General features: G+C 68.6%; 14 protein-coding genes. 8 read left to right on the forward strand and 6 right to left on the reverse strand.

From position 1 onward, the window contains the following. Positions 1–101: 101 nt before the first annotated feature. Together ACFWNN_RS34110 and ACFWNN_RS34115 are read right to left on the reverse strand one after the other, a co-directional pair. Positions 102–2348: a LuxR C-terminal-related transcriptional regulator gene (locus ACFWNN_RS34110; RefSeq protein WP_382444065.1), complete on the reverse strand. Its 2247-nt coding sequence runs from the start codon at positions 2346–2348 to the stop codon at positions 102–104. 28 nt (positions 2349–2376) lie between these two features. Further along, complete coding sequence (locus ACFWNN_RS34115) at positions 2377–4680, reverse strand: GH92 family glycosyl hydrolase (protein ID WP_382444066.1); 2304 nt, start codon at positions 4678–4680, stop codon at positions 2377–2379. An 857-nt stretch (positions 4681–5537) separates the two neighbouring features. Between ACFWNN_RS34115 and ACFWNN_RS34120 the strand changes: the two genes are divergently transcribed. The 5 genes from ACFWNN_RS34120 to ACFWNN_RS34140 are packed head-to-tail and all read left to right on the forward strand — an operon-like array spanning position 5538 to position 10335. Next, complete coding sequence (locus ACFWNN_RS34120; RefSeq protein WP_382444067.1) at positions 5538–6521, forward strand: LacI family DNA-binding transcriptional regulator; 984 nt, start codon at positions 5538–5540, stop codon at positions 6519–6521. Between the two features lie 29 nt (positions 6522–6550). After that, a complete protein-coding gene (locus ACFWNN_RS34125; protein ID WP_382444068.1) occupies positions 6551–7549 on the forward strand; it encodes a class I mannose-6-phosphate isomerase in 999 nt (332 codons plus the stop codon). Then, positions 7546–8310, forward strand: coding sequence for an ATP-binding cassette domain-containing protein (locus ACFWNN_RS34130; protein WP_382444069.1), 765 nt, complete (start codon positions 7546–7548; stop codon positions 8308–8310). Before ACFWNN_RS34125 ends, ACFWNN_RS34130 begins: the two co-directional genes overlap by 4 nt. Then, positions 8310–9344 carry an ABC transporter permease gene (locus tag ACFWNN_RS34135; protein ID WP_382444070.1) on the forward strand — a complete coding sequence of 345 codons (1035 nt, stop codon included), beginning with the start codon at positions 8310–8312 and terminating at the stop codon, positions 9342–9344. Before ACFWNN_RS34130 ends, ACFWNN_RS34135 begins: the two co-directional genes overlap by 1 nt. A gap of 16 nt (positions 9345–9360) precedes the next feature. Further along, a complete protein-coding gene (locus ACFWNN_RS34140) occupies positions 9361–10335 on the forward strand; it encodes an ABC transporter substrate-binding protein (protein WP_382444071.1) in 975 nt (324 codons plus the stop codon). A 13-nt stretch (positions 10336–10348) separates the two neighbouring features. Here ACFWNN_RS34140 and ACFWNN_RS34145 read toward each other — a convergent pair whose 3' ends face one another. Then, the gene (locus tag ACFWNN_RS34145) at positions 10349–10804 is read right to left on the reverse strand and encodes a hypothetical protein (RefSeq protein WP_382444072.1); all 456 of its coding nucleotides are present in this window, start codon (positions 10802–10804) and stop codon (positions 10349–10351) included. Positions 10805–10966: 162 nt separating this feature from the next. Between ACFWNN_RS34145 and ACFWNN_RS34150 the strand changes: the two genes are divergently transcribed. Further along, entirely contained in the window at positions 10967–12487 is a 1521-nt protein-coding gene (locus tag ACFWNN_RS34150) for an alpha/beta hydrolase (protein WP_382444073.1), read from the forward strand. A 5-nt stretch (positions 12488–12492) separates the two neighbouring features. Further along, entirely contained in the window at positions 12493–14010 is a 1518-nt protein-coding gene (locus tag ACFWNN_RS34155; protein ID WP_382444074.1) for an alpha/beta hydrolase, read from the forward strand. Here the strand turns inward: ACFWNN_RS34155 and ACFWNN_RS34160 are convergent. Genes ACFWNN_RS34160 through wecB form a run of 3 tightly spaced genes read right to left on the reverse strand, consistent with a single transcriptional unit; the run spans position 13995 to position 17603 of the window. Beyond that, positions 13995–14594, reverse strand: a complete 600-nt coding sequence (locus ACFWNN_RS34160) for a hypothetical protein (RefSeq protein ID WP_382444075.1) — start codon at positions 14592–14594, stop codon at positions 13995–13997. The two genes, ACFWNN_RS34155 and ACFWNN_RS34160, sit on opposite strands and share 16 nt — an antisense overlap. A gap of 7 nt (positions 14595–14601) precedes the next feature. After that, a complete protein-coding gene (locus ACFWNN_RS34165) occupies positions 14602–16350 on the reverse strand; it encodes a DUF2334 domain-containing protein (protein ID WP_382444076.1) in 1749 nt (582 codons plus the stop codon). Next, positions 16347–17603 carry a non-hydrolyzing UDP-N-acetylglucosamine 2-epimerase gene (gene wecB, locus ACFWNN_RS34170; protein WP_382444077.1) on the reverse strand — a complete coding sequence of 419 codons (1257 nt, stop codon included), beginning with the start codon at positions 17601–17603 and terminating at the stop codon, positions 16347–16349. Before wecB ends, ACFWNN_RS34165 begins: the two co-directional genes overlap by 4 nt. 342 nt (positions 17604–17945) lie before the next feature. On the opposite strand from wecB, the gene ACFWNN_RS34175 reads away from it, so the two are divergent. Then, entirely contained in the window at positions 17946–19277 is a 1332-nt protein-coding gene (locus ACFWNN_RS34175) for a glycosyltransferase family 2 protein (protein ID WP_382444078.1), read from the forward strand. Positions 19278–19421: the final 144 nt, after the last annotated feature.

Genomic DNA, 19421 nt, shown 5'->3' on the forward strand with positions numbered 1-19421 from the left:
CCCTCCCCTTGTCCGGTGTTGTACTCACCATGAACGGCAGGGGGCCGGAAGTCATCCGGATGAACCGCAGCGTTACGTCTCAGTTGGACGTGGCGTGCGCCTCAGTGCGTTTGGGCCCATGCTTTGAGCTGCGCGCGAGTCGAAAGGTTCAAGACGGTTTTCACGTTGTGCACGTGGGATTCCACCGTGCGGTGTGAAATGCCGAGCTTGGCCGCGACCTGCGCGTTCGTCATTCCCAGGGCCACGAGCTCGACCACCGTGCGCTGCCGGTCGCTCAGCACCGGGTCCTGCACGATCTCCTTGTCCAGCGCGGTTTCCAGAGCGTGCCTCACGTCCATCGCCGCACCCGAGTTGAACGCTCGTCCAAACGCGGCGGGCGACAGGGTTTCCCGTGCGAGGTCCATCGCGGCGGCCATCTTCCGCCGCCACCAGGGTTCCGGCGAGACGACCCACGCCGCCCGCATCTGCCGGCAGGCGGCCAGCAGTCGTACGCCGAGCTCGTGCCGTCCCGACGCCATCGCGACCAGGCCGCGTCCCTCGATCGAGTCCAGCAACGCCCTCGGCGAGTCGGCCGTCATGCGCGCGCCCTCGGCGAACCGCGCGCCCGCCGTCGCGAGGTCGCCGCGTTCGAGGGCGATGGCACCGGCCGTGTGCACCACACGTGCGACCACGTCCGGCCTGGCATGGGCTCTGATCACGGGCAACGCGCGGTCGGCCAGCTCCGCGGCTCCCTCGGCGTCACCCTGGATGAGCAGCTGCCAGGCCAGGTTCTGGCTGGAGACGGCGACGCTGACCGTGTTGCCGTTGCGTACGCCGTGCTCGATCGACTGGCGCAGCGCGGCTGCCGCGTTCGGCAGATCCTCCACGCCGTCGTAAGCGTTCGCCAACGTCCGGTACAGGCGGCACATGATGACGTCCTGCCCGCCGGCCACCGCCGCCGCGACGGCTTCACGGGCGAGCCTGAGCGCTTCCTCGTGCTGCTCCTCGTACCCCGCGAGCCAGGACGCGTACTCCAGCGCGAGGATGCGGTACCGCGCGTCGGCGGGGGTGGAGTCCAGCACCTGCCTGAGCACCGCGCCGGCCTGTGCGAAGTAGCCGCGGTCCAGGCACACCCTGAGCAGCATCGTGGCGAGCATCAGGCGCCGGCCGTCGTCCGGTGCGACCAGATGGGCGAACGCGTACCCCACGTTGTCGTATTCCTGGTGCTGTGCCTTCACCTGCTCCGGCCGCAGGATCGACGACGTGACGCCGGGTTCGCCCTTCTCGCAGAGCCACGTGAGGATGCGTTCGGCGGTGGTGTGGTGCTCGCCGTGTTCTTTGAGCCGTTCCTCGGCGTAGAGGCGGACGGACTCGAGCATCCGGAACCGGCCGTCCTGCTCGCGGACCACCAGCGACTTCGCCTGCAACGCCGTGAGCAGCCCGATCACCGGGGCGCCGTACACGACCTGGGCGATGTCCAGCCCGAACCCGCCGGGGAGCAGCGCGAGTCTTCGGAACAGCTCCTGCTCACCAGTGGTCAGCAGGTCGTGGCTCCAGGCGATGGCGGCGCGCAGGCTCCGGTGCCGTTGGGTGGTCTCCGCGTCGCTGAGCAGGTCGAGCCGCTGGTCGAGGCGGTCCGCGAGCTCGCCGATCGGCACCTCCCTGGACAGGCGCGCGGCCAGTTCGACGGCCAGCGGGACGCCGTCCAGACGTGCGCAGACGGCCGCGATCGCGTCTTCGTCACCTCGTTCGCCGGCGCGTTCGGCGAACAACGCCGGCGCGTCCGCCGCCATGCCGTGCAGCGGGTACACGACCTCGCCGACGGCCCTGAGCGCTTCCCTGCTGGTCGCGAGGATCTGCACGCCGGAACACCGGGCCAGCACCTCGTCCACGACCTCGCAGCACGCCTCGACGAGGTGCTCGCAGTTGTCGACGAGCAGCAGGACCCGCCGGTGCGCCAACTCCTGGAACAACGTCGTGCTGAGCGAGACACCCGCGTGTTGATACGCCCCAACGGCTTCCGCGAAGGCCTCGACGACCTGCTCGGGCCTGCTCAACCGGCCCAGTTCGACCGTGCGCACCTCGGCCCGTCTGGCGCGTCCGGCCAGCTCGGTGGCGAGCCGCGTCTTCCCCACGCCCGCCGACCCGACGAGCGTGAGCAGCCTGTGCTTGCGCAGCAACGAAAGCAGCTCGCCCAGTTCCCGTTCCCGGCCGACGAACGCGTCGCCGTACGACGGCAGCTCGGCGACCACAGTGGACGTACCGGCCGAACGCTGACGGTAGGCGCGCTGACGGCATGCGTTCGAGCAGTAACGGGCGCGCGACGGCAGCGGCGCGAAACCCGTGCCACAGCTCGCGCAAATACCCATCAGTACAGCGTACGACCGTTCCAGCGTCTTAATTGGAAAGTGTGTGGAGATCAACCTCGAGCGTAGTGCCCGACTGCAACTCCGCCAGCTCGATCCGATCCTTGCCTTTGTTGCGCCAGCCGCTGCTGATCCGCTGCACCACCTGGGTCCTCGTGACGTCGGCCTGCTCCGCCTTGATCACGATGTCCTTGCCGTTCTCCAGGTGGATGACGGCTTTCGTGAACCGCGGCGCGTGCGGCACGAACTCACCGGTGCCGGGCACCGCCGGATACATCCCGAGCGCGCTGAACACGTACCAGGCGGACATCGTGCCGAGGTCGTCGTTGCCCGTGACGCCCGCCGGTCCGTTGACGAACAACGTCTGCGCCGCCCGCACCACCACCGAGGTCTTCTCCGGCTTGCCGATGAGCGCGTACATCCACGGCGCGTGCAGGTCCGGTTCGTTGTTGGGGTTGTATCGGAACTGGTTGTAGTAGTCGTACGGCCCGACGACCCACTTTTCCCTGACGGTGCGCTTGGGGTCTACCAGCAGGTCTTGATAGGCGAAGAAGTCGTCCAGCCGCGCCTCGGCCTGGGCCCTGCCACCGACGGCCGTGATGAGGCCTTCGACGTCGTGCTGGCAGAGCCACTGGTACTGCCAGGCCGTGCCCTCGTGGAAGCCTTCCGGGCCCTGCGGCGTGAACGGGGTGAGCCAGGCGCCGTTCTGCAGCTTGGGCCGGGGGAACCCGGTGAAGCCGCGGTCGGTGACGCTGTTGTCCCAGAGGGCGCGGTGGTTGAGCCCTCGTTTTTCGTACCGTTCCGCGTCTTCGGTGTGGCCCAGCGCTCTGGCCATGATCGCCAGCGTGCCGTCCGCGAGCGCGTACTCCAGCGTCGCCGACGCGCCGTGGTGCGGGTCGGTGTCCTGCCCCTTCTTGGGGAAGCGCTTGTCGTACTGGACGAAGCCCTTGGTGAGGTACGTCGGGTTGCCGGACCGGCCCTGGAACCGGCTCGCCTCCGGCGGGATGCCGTCCGCGTTCTGCTTCAGCGCTTGATAGGCCTGCTCTTCGAAGCCCTTGAGGTGCCCGAACCGCCAGAGGTCGACCAGGAACGGCGTGACCGGGTCGCCGGTCATGCAGTTGGTCTCCTGGTTGGCGTAGGCCCAGCGCAGCAGCCACCCGCCCTGCTCGTGGATGGCGAGGACGCTGCGCGCGATGTCCTTGCTGCGTTGCGTGCGGAGCAGCGCGAGGAGCTGGTTGTGGGCGCGGTAGGTGTCCCACAGCGAGTAGTACTCGTAGTAGGTCCAGCCGTCGGCTTGGTGGATCTTGTTGTCGAAACCCCGGTACCTGCCGTCGACGTCGCTGCCGGTGAGCGGCTGGAGCAGCACGTGGTAGAGCGCGGTGTAGAAGACCGCGCGCTCGTCCCAGTCGTCCGTCTCGATCTCGATGCAGCTCAGCTCTTCGCGCCACTGTTGCTGCGCCTCGTTGCGGAGGTCGTCGAAGGTTTTGGCGCTCGTTTCTTGTTCGAGGTTGTTCAGCGCGCCCTGTTCGTCCACTTGGGAGAGTGCGGTGGTCGCCGTCACCTGGCCCGGGTCGAACGTCGCCCAGGCGCCCCTGAGGCCGGCGCCGCCCTGGGATTCTCGTTGGTCCGGTTTCGGGCCCGTCGGGCCCCAGGTGCCGAACTGGGTGAAGGGGCGGTCGAACCTCGTTGCGAAGTAGGTGATGTAGGGGCGGCCGCCGCAGAACGCCTGTGTTTCCACGGTTCCGGTGATGGTGCGGTCGTCGATGATTTTGATGGAGCTCGCTGAGACCGGCTCTTTGTCGTTGGCCTGGCCCACGTTGATGAGCAGGGTCGGCTTTGCCGTGCTGGGGAACGTGTAGCGCTCCACACCCGTTCGGGTGGTGGCGGTGCACTCGACCGTGATGTCGCGGTCCAGTTTCACCTTGTAGTAGCCGGGTTTGCCGACCTCACCGTCGTGGGTGTACGTGGTGGCATACCGCTTGTGGTCGAAGGACTGCGGGAGGGCCGTGACCGGGAGGATGGAGACCAGACCGCCCTGTTCCCAGCAGCCCGCGCCGGAGAGGAAGAAGTGGCCGAAGCCGCGGATCTGCTGGTCGTCGTAGCGGTAGCCGGCGTAGTGGGAGCCGATGGGGCTGCTGTGGGCCTTGCCGAAAGGCAGGGACGCGCCGGGGAACGTGTTGCCCTCGTCCTTTGTGCCGATGAAGGTGTTGACCGACTCAATGGGATCCAGTGCGTCCACGTTGTTCACCCTAGTTGGGCCTGTCGGATGAGGGGTGGTCCGGTTGGGTGGTTGCGCGCGGGTTCTAGAGAACTTTGACGAGCGTGGTCGAGTCATCGCCGCTGGCGCGTCGATAGAGATTGGGGCTTGACTTCGGGGCCCTTGCGAGGCGCTGGTCGGCCGGAAAAGGCCGGGCTGAAAAGCGCCCGGCCGAGCTCGAGAAGCTAGCACCTCGCACCCAAAGTCAAGCCCCAATCTCTTTGCAGCGTGGGCACGTTGAGCCGGTACGTCACGTCATTACCGGTTGCCGTGGTGCGCCCAGGAAGGACGCCTCGCCTTCGGCATTGCGTTGAGGCAGGGAAGCTCGGCTGCGCCATCGCGTTCGCGCGCTCGGACGGGCTCGCCTTCGGCTTCGCATGTCCTAAAGCCATTGGTACCCGGTAAGGCCCACCCGTCTTGGCTCACCACGAGCCCAGCCACCAGGCCCCGACCACTGCGCACGGCAACCTCGGCCCCGCCCACTGCGCACGGCAACCTCGCAGCAGCCACTGCGGCTGGCAACCTCGCTCGGACCACTGCGCTCAACCCGCCGGGGTGTCAGACCTGCTGAGTACGTTGGGTCGCGGGGGGTCCTGCGCGCGAGGGGACGCCTGCGTCAGCCTGCCGTGGAGGGGAAGGGACCGGGCCGGGGTGCAACCGCCGCCGCATGCGCACCCCGGCCCGGGGGCCTTCGGGACGGGCAGCGGTTCCGACAACGCTGTCCGTCACCAAGAGACTGCGGAGCGCACACGGGCAAGGTCAAGACCGGCGGGGGCTCTTGTCCTGTTCTGGACATAGCGCAACGGAATGGCCGGGGTCTTTACCGGTGAGGAACTGTTGACATCGGCGTAAAGCCGGGGTGAGATACGGCCACTATGACAACGTTGTCCCCCAGCGGGCCCGTAGCCGGTCAGCGCAAGGTACGTCGCGCGACGATGAACGACGTCGCGCGGCTCGCGGGCGTGAGCATCAAGACCGTCTCGCGCGTGGTCAACGACGAGCCGGGTGTGCACCCGTCCACCGCCGAGCGCGTGCTCGCGGCCATCGACCAGCTCGGGTTCCGGCGGAACCTGAGTGCCCGCAACCTGCGCCGGGGGTCGTCCACCGGCACGATCGGGCTGGTGCTGGAGGACGTCGGCAACCCGTTCTACTCCGGTGTGACGCGTGCTGTCGAGGAAATCGCCCGACTGAGGGGCAGACAGGTGATCTCCGGGTCCTCTGACGAGGATCCCGGGCGGGAGCGGGAGCTCGCGCTGGAGTTCTGCAGCCGCCGGGTCGACGGGTTGTTGATCGTGCCCGCCGGGTTGCAGCACAGCTACCTGGTGCCCGAGATGCGGGCCGGGACGCCGGTGGTGTTCCTGGACCGGCCCGCCGGTGACGTCGTCGCCGACACGGTGCTGGTGGACAACATCGGCGGGACCGTCGAGGCGGTCACTCATCTGGCGGCGCACGGGCATCGGCGGATCGCGTTTCTCGGGGACGCGCCGGACATCTTCACCGCCAACGAGCGGCTTCGCGGGTATCGCGAGGGGTGTGTGCGCGCCGGGATCGGGTACCACGAGGAGCTCGTGGCGATGGGGCCGCACGACGAGAGCAGCGTCGCGACCACGCTGCAAAGACTGCAAAGCATGCGTGAGCCCGCCACGGCGATCGTGGCCGGCAACAACCGCATCACCGTGCACATCCTGCGGTCGCTCGCGGGCGTCGCGGAACGGCCCGCGCTGGTGGGCTTCGACGACTTCGAACTGGCTGACCTGCTGTCGCCGCCGGTGACCGTGATCGCGCACGACGCGAGCGCGCTCGGCAAGGCGGCCACCGATTTGTTGTTCGCCCGACTGGACGGCGACAACTCACCACCGCGCCGCGTCGTGCTGCCGGTGCGCTTGGTGCCACGAGGATCCGGGGAGGTCCACGCGTGAGTTCTGGTGTTCTCCACCAGCCTGTCAGCTTGCCCGCCAACCAGCCGAAGCAGTTCTACCGCGGCGGCGAGGCGATCGCCGCGCTGCGCGGCGGGACGAGTGGCGACTTCGGACCCGAGGACTGGGTGGCGTCGACGACCACGCTCTACGGGCGCAGCGATGCCGGACTGACAACGTTGCCAGACGGCGTGCTGCTGCGCGACGCGGTCAAGGCGGACCCGACCGGATGGCTCGGCGCGGAGCACGCGGCCAAGTTCGGCGGCGACACGGCGTTGCTCGTGAAGCTGCTCGACGCCGGGCAGCGCCTGCCGGTGCACTGCCACCCGTCGAACGCCTTCGCGACGTCGCACCTGAACTGCCGCCACGGCAAGACGGAGGCGTGGATCGTCGTCGGCACGACGGGACCGGACCCGACCGTCTACATCGGATTCCGCGACGACGTGCCCACGGCCACGGTGGCCGAGTGGGTCGCGAAGCAGGACACGAAGGCGATGCTCGACGCGCTGAACCCGGTGTGTGTCCGGCCGGGCGACACGGTGTTCGTGCCCGCCGGGGTGCCGCACGCGATCGGCGAGGGCGTGTTCATCGTCGAGCTCCAGCAGCCCACCGACTTCTCGGTGACGCTGGAGTGGGAGGGCTTCCTCGCCAACGGCGACATCGGCCACCTCGGTCTCGGCTACGACCTCGCCCTGGACTGCGTCGACTACCAGGGGTGGAGCGGCAAGCTCGACGAGCTGGTGCGCCAGACGTCCGAGAAGTGGGCGCCGTCGGTCGACCTGCTCGGCGCCGACGCCAACCCGTTCTTCCAGGCCGACCGCCTGCACGTCGAGGGCTCGTTCGCGCTGGAGCCGTCGTTCGCCGTGCTGGTCGTGCTGGAGGGTTCGGGCCAGCTCGGCGGGCTGGACGTGCACAAGGGCAGCACGGTGGTCGTGCCGCACGCGGCAGGCGAACTGGGACTGTCCGGTGACCTGGTGGCGATCCGCTGCCGACCGCCTGTTCTGTCCGAAGTGGAGGATGTGACGCCATGAGCCGGCCGCTGCTGGAGGCTCGTGATCTGACGAAGAACTACGGCACCGTGGAGGCTCTCCGCGGTGCCTCGTTCACCGCCTACCCCGGTGAGGTCGTGTCGCTGATCGGCGACAACGGCGCGGGCAAGTCCACCCTGGTGAAGTGCCTGTCCGGGGTGGAGCAGCCGACCAGCGGCACGCTGACGTTCGACGGCGAACCGCTCACCCTGAGCTCCCCCAACGACGCCCGCGACCTGGGCATCGAGACGGTGTTCCAGGACCTCGCGGTCGCGCCGGACCTCGACCCGGCCGCGAACATGTTCCTGGGCAGGGAGATCCTCAAGCCCGGCATCCTCGGTTTCCTGGGCGTGCTCGACAAGAAGGCCATGCGGCACCAGGCCTCCGAGCACTTCACCCGGTTCGGCGCGACGCTGCAGAGCATCGACGTGCCGATCGCGGCGCTGTCCGGTGGTCAGCGCCAGTCCGTCGCGGTCGCGCGGTCGGTGGCATGGGCGTCGAAGCTCGTGTTCATGGACGAGCCGACCGCTGCTCTCGGCGTGGTGCAACGGGAACGCGTGCTGGACGTGATCAAGCGCGTGCGCGACGAGGGCATCGCCGTGGTGCTGATCTCGCACAACATGCCCGAGGTGCTCTCGGTCTCCGACCGCGTCGAGGTGCTGCGCCTCGGCCGGCGGGTGGCCCGCTTCAAGGCCTCCGACACCAGCGTCGAGGAACTCGTCGGCGCGATGACCGGCGCGCTGACCCAGGAGGACGCAGCCTGATGACTGATGAGAAGACAACGTTGTCATCTCTGCCGGACGAGCGGCGCACGCCGTTGCTCAAGCGGCTGACCGGCGCGAACACGCTCTGGATCGGCCTGGTGCTGCTGGTCCTGGTCGCCACGTTCGGCGCGATCCGCCCGGACGCGATCTTCCAGGTGACCACGCTGCAGTTCCTCCTCGCGGAGACCGCGGTGCTGCTGGTGCTGTCGGTCGGCATGACGTTCGTGATCATCACGTCCGGCATCGACCTGTCCGTCGGCTCGGTGCTCGTGTTCGCGAGCGTGTCGTCAGCGCTCGCCATGAACGCCGTGTCGGGCGGGGACGCGACCAACGCGGGCTGGGGCGTGATCGGGTTCGGCCTGGTCGTCGCACTCGTCAGCGGCGCGGTGTGGGGCCTGCTGAACGGCCTGCTGATCTCGCGGGCGAAGATCCCGCCGCTGATCGTCACGCTGGGCTCGTTCGGTGCGGCGCAGGGCGCGGCCCTGTTGCTGAACAACGGGTCCAACGTGTCCGGCATCCCGGACAAGCTGAACCGCACGTTCGGTTCCGGCACGTACCTCGGCATCCCGAACATCGTGATCGTGGCCGCCGTCGTCACGGCACTCGGCGCGTTGTTGTTGTCCACCACGCGATTCGGCCGCTACACCTACGCGGTCGGGTCGAACGAGGAGGCGGCGCGCCGCGTCGGCATCTCCGTGCGCGGCCACCTGACGAAGGTGTACCTGCTCGCCGGCACCCTCGCGGGCCTCGCGGGCTTCATGGGCAACGCGTTCTTCCGCGTCGCGGTCGTCACCGGCCACGAGACGGACAACCTGAACGCGATCGCCGCCGTCGTGCTGGGCGGGACCAGCATCTTCGGCGGCATGGGCTCGGTGCTGGGCACGGTCTTCGGCGTGTTCATCCCGGCGGTGTTGGAGAAGGGCCTCGTCATCATCGGGGTCAGGGAGTTCTGGCAGCCGATCGCCGTGGCGATCGTGCTGGTGGCCGCCGTGTGGCTGGACCAGACACGGCGTCGGGCGCGCAACCAACGTTAGGAAAGGTGCTGGACCAATGAAGATCCGCTCCGCAGTGGCTGTTTCAGCCGTTTTCCTGCTCGCCGCCTGTGGTGGAGGTGGGCAGATCGGTGACTCGAACTCGGGCAGCGCCGCTGCCAACAAGAAGATGGTGCTCATCCCCGGCATCACCGCGGAACCGTTCTACATCTCGATGCAGTGCGGTTTCGAGGAGGCGGCGAAGGCCGCGGGCTACGAGTTCGACACGCAGGCCCCCGCGAAGTTCGACGCGGCCCAGCAGACCCCGATCGTCACGGGCATCCTCGCGTCGAAGCCGGCGGCGGTGCTGATCGCGCCGACCGACGACAAGGCGATGGCCGGCCCGATGAAGCAGCTCAAGGACGCGGGCATCAAGGTCGTCGAGGTCGACACCAAGCTCCAGGACACCTCGATCGGCGTCTCGTCGATCTCCTCGAACAACGAGCAGGGCGGCAAGCTCGCCGCCGAGACGCTGAACAAGCTCGCGGCCGGCAAGTCCGGCTCGGTGCTGGTGCTCAACACCAAGGCCGGCACGTCCACCACCGACGCGCGCGCCAAGGGCTTCGAGGACGCCATCAAGGCGTTCCCGAACCTCAAGTACATCGGCCAGCAGTACACCGACAACGAGCCCGCCACCGCGGCCTCGAAGGTGACCGCGACGCTGGCCGCGAACCCGGACCTGATCGGCGTGTTCGCGACCAACCTCAACACCGGTGAGGGTGCCGCGACGGGCCTGCGGAACGCAGGCAAGACCGGCACGGTGAACCTGGTCGGCTTCGACGCGTCGCCGAAGCAGGTCGAGGACCTGAAGGCGGGCACCGTGCAGGCCCTGATCGCGCAGGACCCGGCCACGATCGGCAAGCAGGGCGTCGAGCAGGCCGTGGCGGCGATCGACGGCAAGGAGAACAAGCGCAACATCGAGACCGACCTCGTCGCCATCACGAAGGACGACGCGGACGCCAACTCGAAGTACTTCTACAAGCAGTCCTGCTGACGTCCCGGACTGACTAGGAGGGGGCCGTTCCCGGCGCGGGGACGGCCCCTTTCGCGATCAGGCGGGCCTTGATCTGCGGGTGCGCGTCGAGCCAGGCCTCCCGTTGCACCTCCAGCGTCACCACGGCCGAGGCGTCGGTGGGCGCGAAGATGTCCACCACGTCGTCATTGGTGGCCTGCCGTCCTTCCCTGTGCAGGTACGCCTCCCTGCCGTCGGAGAACGAAGCCAGCATCCCGGATGCCCACACGTCGGGCCGCGCGCCCATGCAGCACAACAGGATCCCGCGGTCCTGCAACTGCTTCCGCAACTCGTCGAACGGTCCCTTCACGTTTTGACCGTCGATCGTCGCCGCCAGGTGCTCCGGTTCCACCACCTTGATGAAGAACGGGTGGATGGCCACCTCCAGCACGAACTCGATGCGTTCTTCCCCGGCCACGCCGGTCACGTTGACGACTTCCGATCTCCCCATACCCCGATGATGCCACCGGGTTCCACCTACGGGTCCGTTACGCATGTCATGGCCGTTTGGCCGCGTTGGGCTAAGACCCAAGTTGTACGAACCCGTCATCCTTCAGCCGATGTTCAGGTTCCCCGAAACCGATGAGCTAGAAGCACATTGGAGGGGGCTCGAATGCAACGAAGGACGATCGCGGCGGCACTCGCCGTCGCGACAGCGGCATCTCTGCTCATCGCACCACAGGCGTCGGCAACACAGCAGATCCAGTGGCAGCAGTGCTTCGAACCGGGGACGCCGGGACTTCCGCCGGGTGGCGAACGGCTGGAGTGCGGCAGCTTCACCGCGCCGATGGACTGGAACAACCCGCGCAACGGCAAGACGATCACCATCGCGGTCAGCCGGACCAGACCGAAGTCCGGCACCGCGAAGACCGCCGTCTTCACCAACCCCGGCGGTCCCGGCGGCGAGGGGCGCACGTTGCCGCTGGTCTACCTGAGCCGCCCGAAGCTCAGCGAGAACGCCGAGATCTACGGCATCGACGTGCGCGGCACGGGGGCCAGCAGCAACGTCACCTGCGGCGGCTACGACACGCTCGGCTCGACCGATCCGCGTGACCGCAGCAAGGCCAACCTCGACCTGATCTACGGCGGCATGGAGCTGCAGGCGAAGTTCTGCCAGACCAAGTCCGGCGAGTTCGGCAGGTACGTCACGACCGACCAGACCGTCAAGGACCTCGACCTGCTGCGCCAGGTCATCGGCCGCAAGAAGGTCGACTGGGTCGGGTACTCCGGCGGCAGCTGGATGGGCGCCTACTACGCGACCTACTTCCCCAAGACGCTCGACAAGATCGTGCTCGACTCCAACGCCGAGTTCACCGCGCCGTGGCAGACGGTGTTCGGCGACTTCGGCATGGGCTTCGAGCGCCGGTTTCGCGTCGACTTCGCACCGTGGGTCGCCAAGTACGACGACGTCTACCACCTCGGCAAGACCGGCGAAGAGGTGCGGCAGGCCTACGAACGGACGCGCGCGAAGCTCGCGGAGCAGCCCGTCACCCTGCCCGAGGGCACGTACTACCCGGTCACGCTGGACCTGGTGCTCGTCCAGGGCCAGTACAGCAAGTACTCGTTCGACAGCACCGCGCGCAAGCTCGCCGAACTGGCCGGCACGCTGCCGGCGCCGCTGACCGCGCAGGCGAACTACCCGGACGCGCAGAACGCCACCCTGAACAGCATCGTCTGCAACGACACGAAGTTCCGGGGTGACCGCAAGTTCCTGGAACGGGACGCGGCCGCGGACGGCGCCAAGTGGCCGCTGCTCGGCTACTACCAGATCATGGGGCCGTGCGCGTTCTGGGACCGGCCGAACGTGAACCTCAAGCACCCCAACGGAATCGGGGTCGCACCGACGTTGATGGTGCAGTCCGAGCGTGACGCGCCGACGCCGATCGAGGGTGCCCGCAAGGCGCACGCCGGGTTCGCCGGCTCGCGGATGCTGACCGTGAAGGACGAGGGCGACCACGGCATCTACGGCTTCGGCAACTCCTGCGTCAACGACGTCGTCGAGCGCTACCTCGTCGACCGCGTGACGCCGTCCGGTGACCTGTCCTGCCCCGGCGTCCCGCTGCCCGAACCGGGTCAGCAGGCGGCCGGTCCGCTGGAGCAGGCCCGCAAGCTCGCGACTCAGTTGGGGTGGTGAACGCGATGAGGAAGCACCTGGCGGCAGTGGCCGCCGCGACCGTGGCCACGTCGTTGATCGTGGTCCCGCAGGCTTCGGCGAGCACGCCGTTCGCCGACCAGCGGATCACCTGGCAGCAGTGCACCGACGAGCCGGGTTTCGAACGACTGCAGTGCGGCAGCTTCACCGCGCCGATGGACTGGCAGAACCCGCGCAACGGCAAGACCATCACGATCGCGGTCAGCCGCACGGTCCCGTTGTCCGGCAAGGCGAAGAGCGCCGTCTTCACCAACCCCGGCGGGCCGGGCGGTGAGGGCCGCACGATGCCGATGGTGTTCCTGGACCGGCCGAAGCTGAGCGAGAACGCCGAGGTCTACGGCATCGACGTGCGCGGAACGGGCGCGAGCGACAACGTCACCTGCGGCGAGTATCAGCACCGGCTCTCCGCGGACTGGCGCGACCGCAGCAGGGCGAACCTCGACCTGATCTACGGCGGCATGGAGCTGCAGGCGAAGTTCTGCCAGACCAAGTCGGGCGAGCTCGGCCGGTACATCACGACCGAGCAGACCGTGCGCGACCTGGATCTGCTGCGGCAGGTCATCGGCCGCAAGAAGGTGAGCTGGCTCGGCTACTCCGGCGGCAGCTGGATGGGCGCCTACTACGCCACGTACTTCCCGAAGACCCTCGACAAGGTCGTGCTCGACTCCAACACCGAGTTCACCGAGTCGTGGCAGAAGGTCTTCGACAACCTCCCGCCCGGCGCCGAGCTCCGGTTCCGCGCGGACTTCCTGCCGTGGGTGGCGAAGTACGACGGCGTGTTCCACCTCGGCAAGACCGCGGAGGAGGTGCGCCAGACCTACGAGTCCACGCGCGCCAGGCTCGCCGAGCAGCCCTTCACGCTGCCGGACGGCACCGTCGTCACGTCCGTCGTCCTGGACGCCCTGATCTTCACGGGCCTCTACAGCAAGGACGCGTTCGAGCCGACGGCCCAGCTGTTCGGCATGATCGCGAACCCCGGCGTGCAGGCGTTGGCGGCGCCGAAGCAGTACCCGGACCGCGTGATGGGCACGCAGATGGCGATCATCTGCAACGATACCCCGTACCACGGCGACCGGAGGTCGTTGGAGCGCGAGGGCAACGCGAGCGTCAGGAAGAACTCGCTCGTCGGCGGCTACCAGATCACCGGGCCGTGCGCGTGGTGGGACCGGCCGGACGTGAACCTCAAGCGCCCCACCGGCAAGGGCGTCGACTCGGCGTTGATGGTGCAGTCGGTGCGCGACCCGGCGACGCCGCTCGCCGGTGCGCAACGAGCGCACGCGAAGTTCGCGAACTCCCGCCTGCTGACCGTGCGGGACGAGGGTGACCACGGCATCTACGGACTCGCCAACGCCTGCGTGAACGACGTCGTCGAGCGGTACCTCGTCGACGGCGTGGTGCCGCGCAAGGACCTGAGCTGCCCCGGCATCCCGTTGCCGGAACCGGGGCAGAGCACGGGCAACCCGCTCACCAAGGCGCACGAGCTGGCGGTTCAGCTCGGCTGGTGAACCTCCAGCACCGCCTGTGAGAACGTCGTGTACCAGGGGCTCTCGGTGAACTTCGGCCCGGTCTCCTCACCGAGGTAGAGGTCGACGTGCCTCTCCCCGCCGAGCCCCGGCGTGAACTCGTCCGCGATCTCCCAGGACGAGGCCGCGAGCTTCTGGCACACGGCGCCGTCCACGGTCCCGCCCTCGGGCGTCCGTCCACACGAGACGAGCCTGATCCGCGACCCGGCCGGCATCCCGTCCGCCGCCGCGGAGACGAACGGCCTGAGCGGCTTGCCGAACGCGTCGCGGGGCTCGGTGTCGAGCCAGTAGCCCTTGTCGTGGGACCAGTTGAGGTACCGGCCGTCCGCCGTGCGGCCGGTACCTTCGTCCTTCACCGCCTTCGCGAACGACTCCGGGAAGGTGCCGAGCACGTCGTCGCCGTTCTCGCACTCGATGACCGGGCACCCGCGCACCGGCGCCGAGGGTCCACTGTGGAACGACTCGACGGCCGTGTAGTAGACGGTGACCTCCCAGCCCTCGTCGGTCTCCGGCGCCGAACACCCGGCGAGCACGACGACCAGCACGGCGAACGCCCAGCGCCTCATCCCGGTGTCAGCCCGCCATCACGGTGCCGACGGACACGAACGTGAAGCCGGCGTTCTTCAGCCCGGAGACGGTCTGCTGGAGGTAGGTCGTGCCGAGGTACGGGTGGTAGAAGAAGCTCGCGACACCGTCGTCGACCACCTTGAGCTGGTTCGCCGTCTCCACCAGGTCTTCCGGCAGCCGGGCCGGGTGGTTGTTGAACGGCTCGGGCTCGACGTTGCCCACCGCCTCCGGCGCCACGACGGAGCCGTAGACGTCGCGGACCAGGTACGGGAAGTACTGGCCGTAGACCCGGTCGTACTGCGGGACGCCGGTGCCGCACGCGCCGCCGGGGCAGTACCCGCCGAAGTACAGGCCGCGGTCGTAGCGCTTGCCGAAGTTCTGCTGGATGACCTGGTAGTCGGCGGCGGACGCGGCGTAGTGCGGCGGTTCGAAGATGGCCGGCTTCGGGAAGCCCGCCAGTGCGAACTGGGTCGTCGCCGAGTTGATCCGGCCCTGCGTCCACGCCGCCGAGTCGCCGTCGACCGGGCCGTCGTAGATCACGCTGTCGTTCGCGTCGACGTGGGCCTTGTAGAACTCGAAGTCGTTGCCGCTGCGGCCGTCGTACGGGTTGGCGACCGCGCCGAACTGGTGCGTGTAGCCGTGCATCAGGATCGTGCCGCCGCGCTGGGTCATGTACCGCAACGCACTCACGACCTCCGGGCGTTGCGCGAGGTTCGCCGCCTCCGGCACGCCGTTGTTGTCGGCGCCCAGCGGGTTCTCGTAACGCGGGTAGACCGCGATGGTGAACGGCACCTTCTGCGCGTACAGGTAGTCCGCGACGGCCCGCAGCTCGGCCGGGTCGGCGTCGGGGCCGACGTCCTCGATGCGCACGAGCGCGCGCTTGCGGTCTGCCATCGCCGGGTTCGAGATCTTGCTGATCAGGTCCGCCGCGGCCAGGTAGCGGTCGCCGTGGTCGACGTAGCTGAACGGGATCTCGCCGACGTAGGTCAGGTTCTTCGCCTTGGTGGCCCAGTTGATCGGGCCGGCGGGCGAGCCCGTGGCGACGGCGGGTGCCGACGCGATCGCCGGGTCGGTGATCGAGGTGACCATCAGCCCCGACGGCGTGGCGAGCGGGCTGCGGCCGAGGTCGGTGTTCTCGTACCGGACCGTGGTCGCGGCGCCGAAGTCGTACTGGACCCAGTTCCAGCCGTAGGTGGTGGCGAAGCTGGGCGCGCGGGCGGTGAGCTGCCAGATGTTGTGCCCCATCCACAGCACCGGTTTGGTGTTCGTGAGCACGTCGTCGAGGAACGCGACCGGCAGCGGTTCGTCGTAGGTCGACCCGAGGTAGATCACGCCGGTGTAGGCCGACATCTCACCGGCGGTGTAGGACCCGACTGGGTGCATGACGTACGCGCTGCCGTGCGAGACGAGGTTGCCCGTCTGCACCGCGTACGCCTCGCCGAGCCAGGCCCACGAGCCGGTGTTGTCGTAGAGCACCAACGTCTTCTGCGTCGCCTTCGCACCGGGTGCGGCACCGCCGTTCGTCCCGGCCGCCTGCGTGCCGACCGCCGACGACACCGCGGTGGGCTGCGTCGTGCGCTTGGCGATGCGCGGGCTGGTCGTCGCCGGCTTGGCCGGCGGCTTCGGCGGCGCGGGTAACGCGTTCTCGACGAGCTCGCCGGCCGGGCCCGGGGCCGGCGCCGCGAGGGCGGGCGCCGGGATCAGCGCGGCGGCGAGCGCCACGCCCACCGCGGCCGTGCGGAGTCGACTGCTCATGCGACGTCCATTTCTCCGGGCGCGCGCACGGTGGCGCTGCCCGCGTAGGGGGCGAACTCGGCGGGTCGCTGCTGTTGCAGGCCCAGCAGCCAGGCCAGCGCCTGTTCGGTGCGCACGGAGGCGAGGCCGTCGCCGAACGGGTTGCCGTCGGCGGTCATGGCGTCGCGCGCGGCGGGGCTGTCGAGGAGCTGGAGGGTGAGCGACGTGATGCGCTCGCGATCGGTGCCGACGAGGACGGCACAGCCCGAGTTCACGGCCTCCATGCGTTCGGTCACGTCCCGCAGCACCAGCGCCGGGACGCCGAACGACGGCGCCTCCTCCTGGATGCCTCCCGAGTCGGAGAGCACCAGCGTGCACTGCGCGAGCAGCCGGGCGAGCTGCGCGTACGGCAGCGGGTCGGTGATCGTGACGCGCGGGACGCCCCCGAGCACGTCGAGAACCTGGCGGCGCACGGCGGGATTCGGGTGCGCGGGCAGCACCACCTCGACGTCCGGACGGGCGGCGACGATGTCCGCGACGGCGTGCAGCACGCGGTCGAGCGGCTCACCCCACGACTCGCGCCGGTGCGTGGTGACGAGCACCAGCCGCGACTGTCCACGATGGACCTGGTTCTCGATCTCCTGGAGCTTCGCGTCGCCGTAGGGCGCGCGGCGGGCGGCGACGTCGAGCACGGCGTCCACCACGGTGTTGCCGATCGTCAGGACGTTGTTGCCCCGCAACGACTCCGCGGCGAGGTGCGCGGCCGAGTCCGCGGTCGGGGCGAGGTGCAGCGACGCGAGCTGACCGACCACCTTGCGGTTGCCCTCCTCGGGGAACGGCGAGGTGAGGTCGTGCGAGCGCAGCCCCGCCTCCAGGTGCACGACCGGGATCTGCTGCCAGAACGCGGCGAGCGCGCCCGCGAGCGTCGTCGTCGTGTCGCCCTGGACGAGCACCGCGCCGGGCGCGCGTTCGGTGAGCAGCCGGTCGAACTCCTCGAGCAGCTGGCTGGTCAGCTCGGCCTGCCCGCCGGAGACGCGGTTGAGCTTGAGCCTGACGTCGGCCGCGAAGCCGAACGACTCCAGCGCCTGGTCGACCATCTCGGGGTGCTGACCCGAGTTCACCAGCACCGGCCGAATGCGGCCGCCCGCGAACATCGCGGCGGCCACCGGGGCCATCTTCACCGCTTCCGGACGCGTTCCCGCGACCAGGAAAACCTCCGGAACCTCCTCCGAGCAGAACTGCCGAGGGCCGGGCACCAGGGCACTTGGTCCCATCTTTTTACCTCTTGCACTCTTCAGGCACGCGCGGCGAACATGCGCCGACACCGTCGCGATCGATCTCCGCTGACAATCAATTGGTACTCGCCTCGAAGAGGTACCGCCATAACGGTGATCACAATGCGGGCAATGTGCAACTAAGGTCTATTCGTCCCCGATATGGCCGGTTGACGCCCCGCCCGGCTGGCTCTAGTCTCGCCTCGAAGACCAGCTCACGGCCCTGCCGTCTGGGATATCGAACCCACTCTCCGTAGCTTTTCACAGGTATGAAATGCGTCAACCTCACCTCGTACTCCCTGCCGTTGCCCTCGCGGGAGCTTTTGTAGACAGGTTTGTCTTATGACAGACACCACACATTTCGCGACGTTCATGCTGGTTTTGCTGGTGTTTTGGCCCGGCTACAACCTGGTGCTCGCGGCGTTCGTCTGGTGGCGCCCGAAACCGGGCGGATCGGACGTTCTGTCCCGGCATCCGCTGGAGTACTGGATCGTCATTCCGGCGTTGAACGAAGAACGTGTCGTAGCCAACACCGTGCGCGCCGCACTCGCCCTGGACGGCGCCCGCACCCCTGTTCAGGTCGTCGTGGTCGACGACGGTTCCGACGACCGCACCCCGCACGTGCTGGCCCAGATCGACGACCACCGCCTGCACGTGTTGAGACGCACCCTCCCCGACGCCCGCCAGGGCAAGGGCGAGGCGCTGAACCACGCCTTCCGCTACATCCGCGACCTCGCCGAGGAGGCCGGCACCGTGCACCGCACGATCGTCGGCGTCATCGACGGCGACGGCCGCGGCGAACCGGGCATGCTGACCGAGATCGGCGCGTACTTCGGCCAGCGGTCCGTCGGCGCCGTGCAGTGCCGGGTGCGCATCCACAACCGCACCAACCTGCTGGCGTTCCTGCAGGACCTGGAGTTCAGCTGCGTCGTCGACGCCTCGCAGTCGTTGCGCGACGTCGTCGGCACCGTCGGGCTGGGCGGCAACGGGCAGTTCGTGCGCCTGAAGACGTTGATGGACCTGGGATCGGCGCCTTGGTCCAGTTGTCTGGTCGAGGACCTTGAGCTCGGGCTGCGCGTGCACCTGGCCGGTCAGCGCATCCGGTACGCCACGCGCGCGACGATCACGCAGCAAGGGTTGGTCGACGTTTCTCGGTTGCTGCGGCAGCGAACCCGGTGGGGGCAGGGCAACCTGCAGTGCCTGGGGTACGTGCCGAAGCTGGTCCGGGCTCGGCACGTCGGATCGGTGGCGTTGCTGGAGTTCCTGCAGTACCTGCTGACGCCCTGGTTGGTCGCGCCGATGACGTTGCTGGTGACCGGGTTGGTGGGGGTCAACTTCTACGCTCAGGTCAGCGGGCACTCGGTCGGCGGGTTCGCGGCCGGTGGCTCGAACGCCTTGCCGGCGTTGGGGATCTGGTTTCTCGCGCTGGTGCTGCCCGGGTTGATCTGGGGAGTGGTGCACCGGGTGCGGCACGGCGACGAACCGTTGTGGCGGTGTCTGCTGGTCGGGCTCGTCTATCCGGGGTTCTTGGTTTTGGGGTCCGTGTCCACGTTGCGGGCGTTGTACCGGCATGTCGCCGGGCGGAACACTTGGGCGAAGACGGAACGGTTGGCGGAGAAGGACGTTCCTGGCGTGGCGGCTGCGCCGGCTGCTCCGGTGCCGAAGATCGCTTAGTTCCGGTTCCGTGGGTGGGCTGTCGCGTTCCAGCGGGGTGGGTTGCGTTTTGTTGGTTGGGCTGCGGTTGCGAGAGTTGGTTGCGCGGGTCTCGACGAAAGACCTGGGGTGTGCGATTGGGGCTTGACTTCGGGGCCCTTGCGA

It is taken from the genome of Lentzea sp. NPDC058450 (assembly GCF_042721395.1).
Classification (GTDB): domain Bacteria; phylum Actinomycetota; class Actinomycetes; order Mycobacteriales; family Pseudonocardiaceae; genus Lentzea.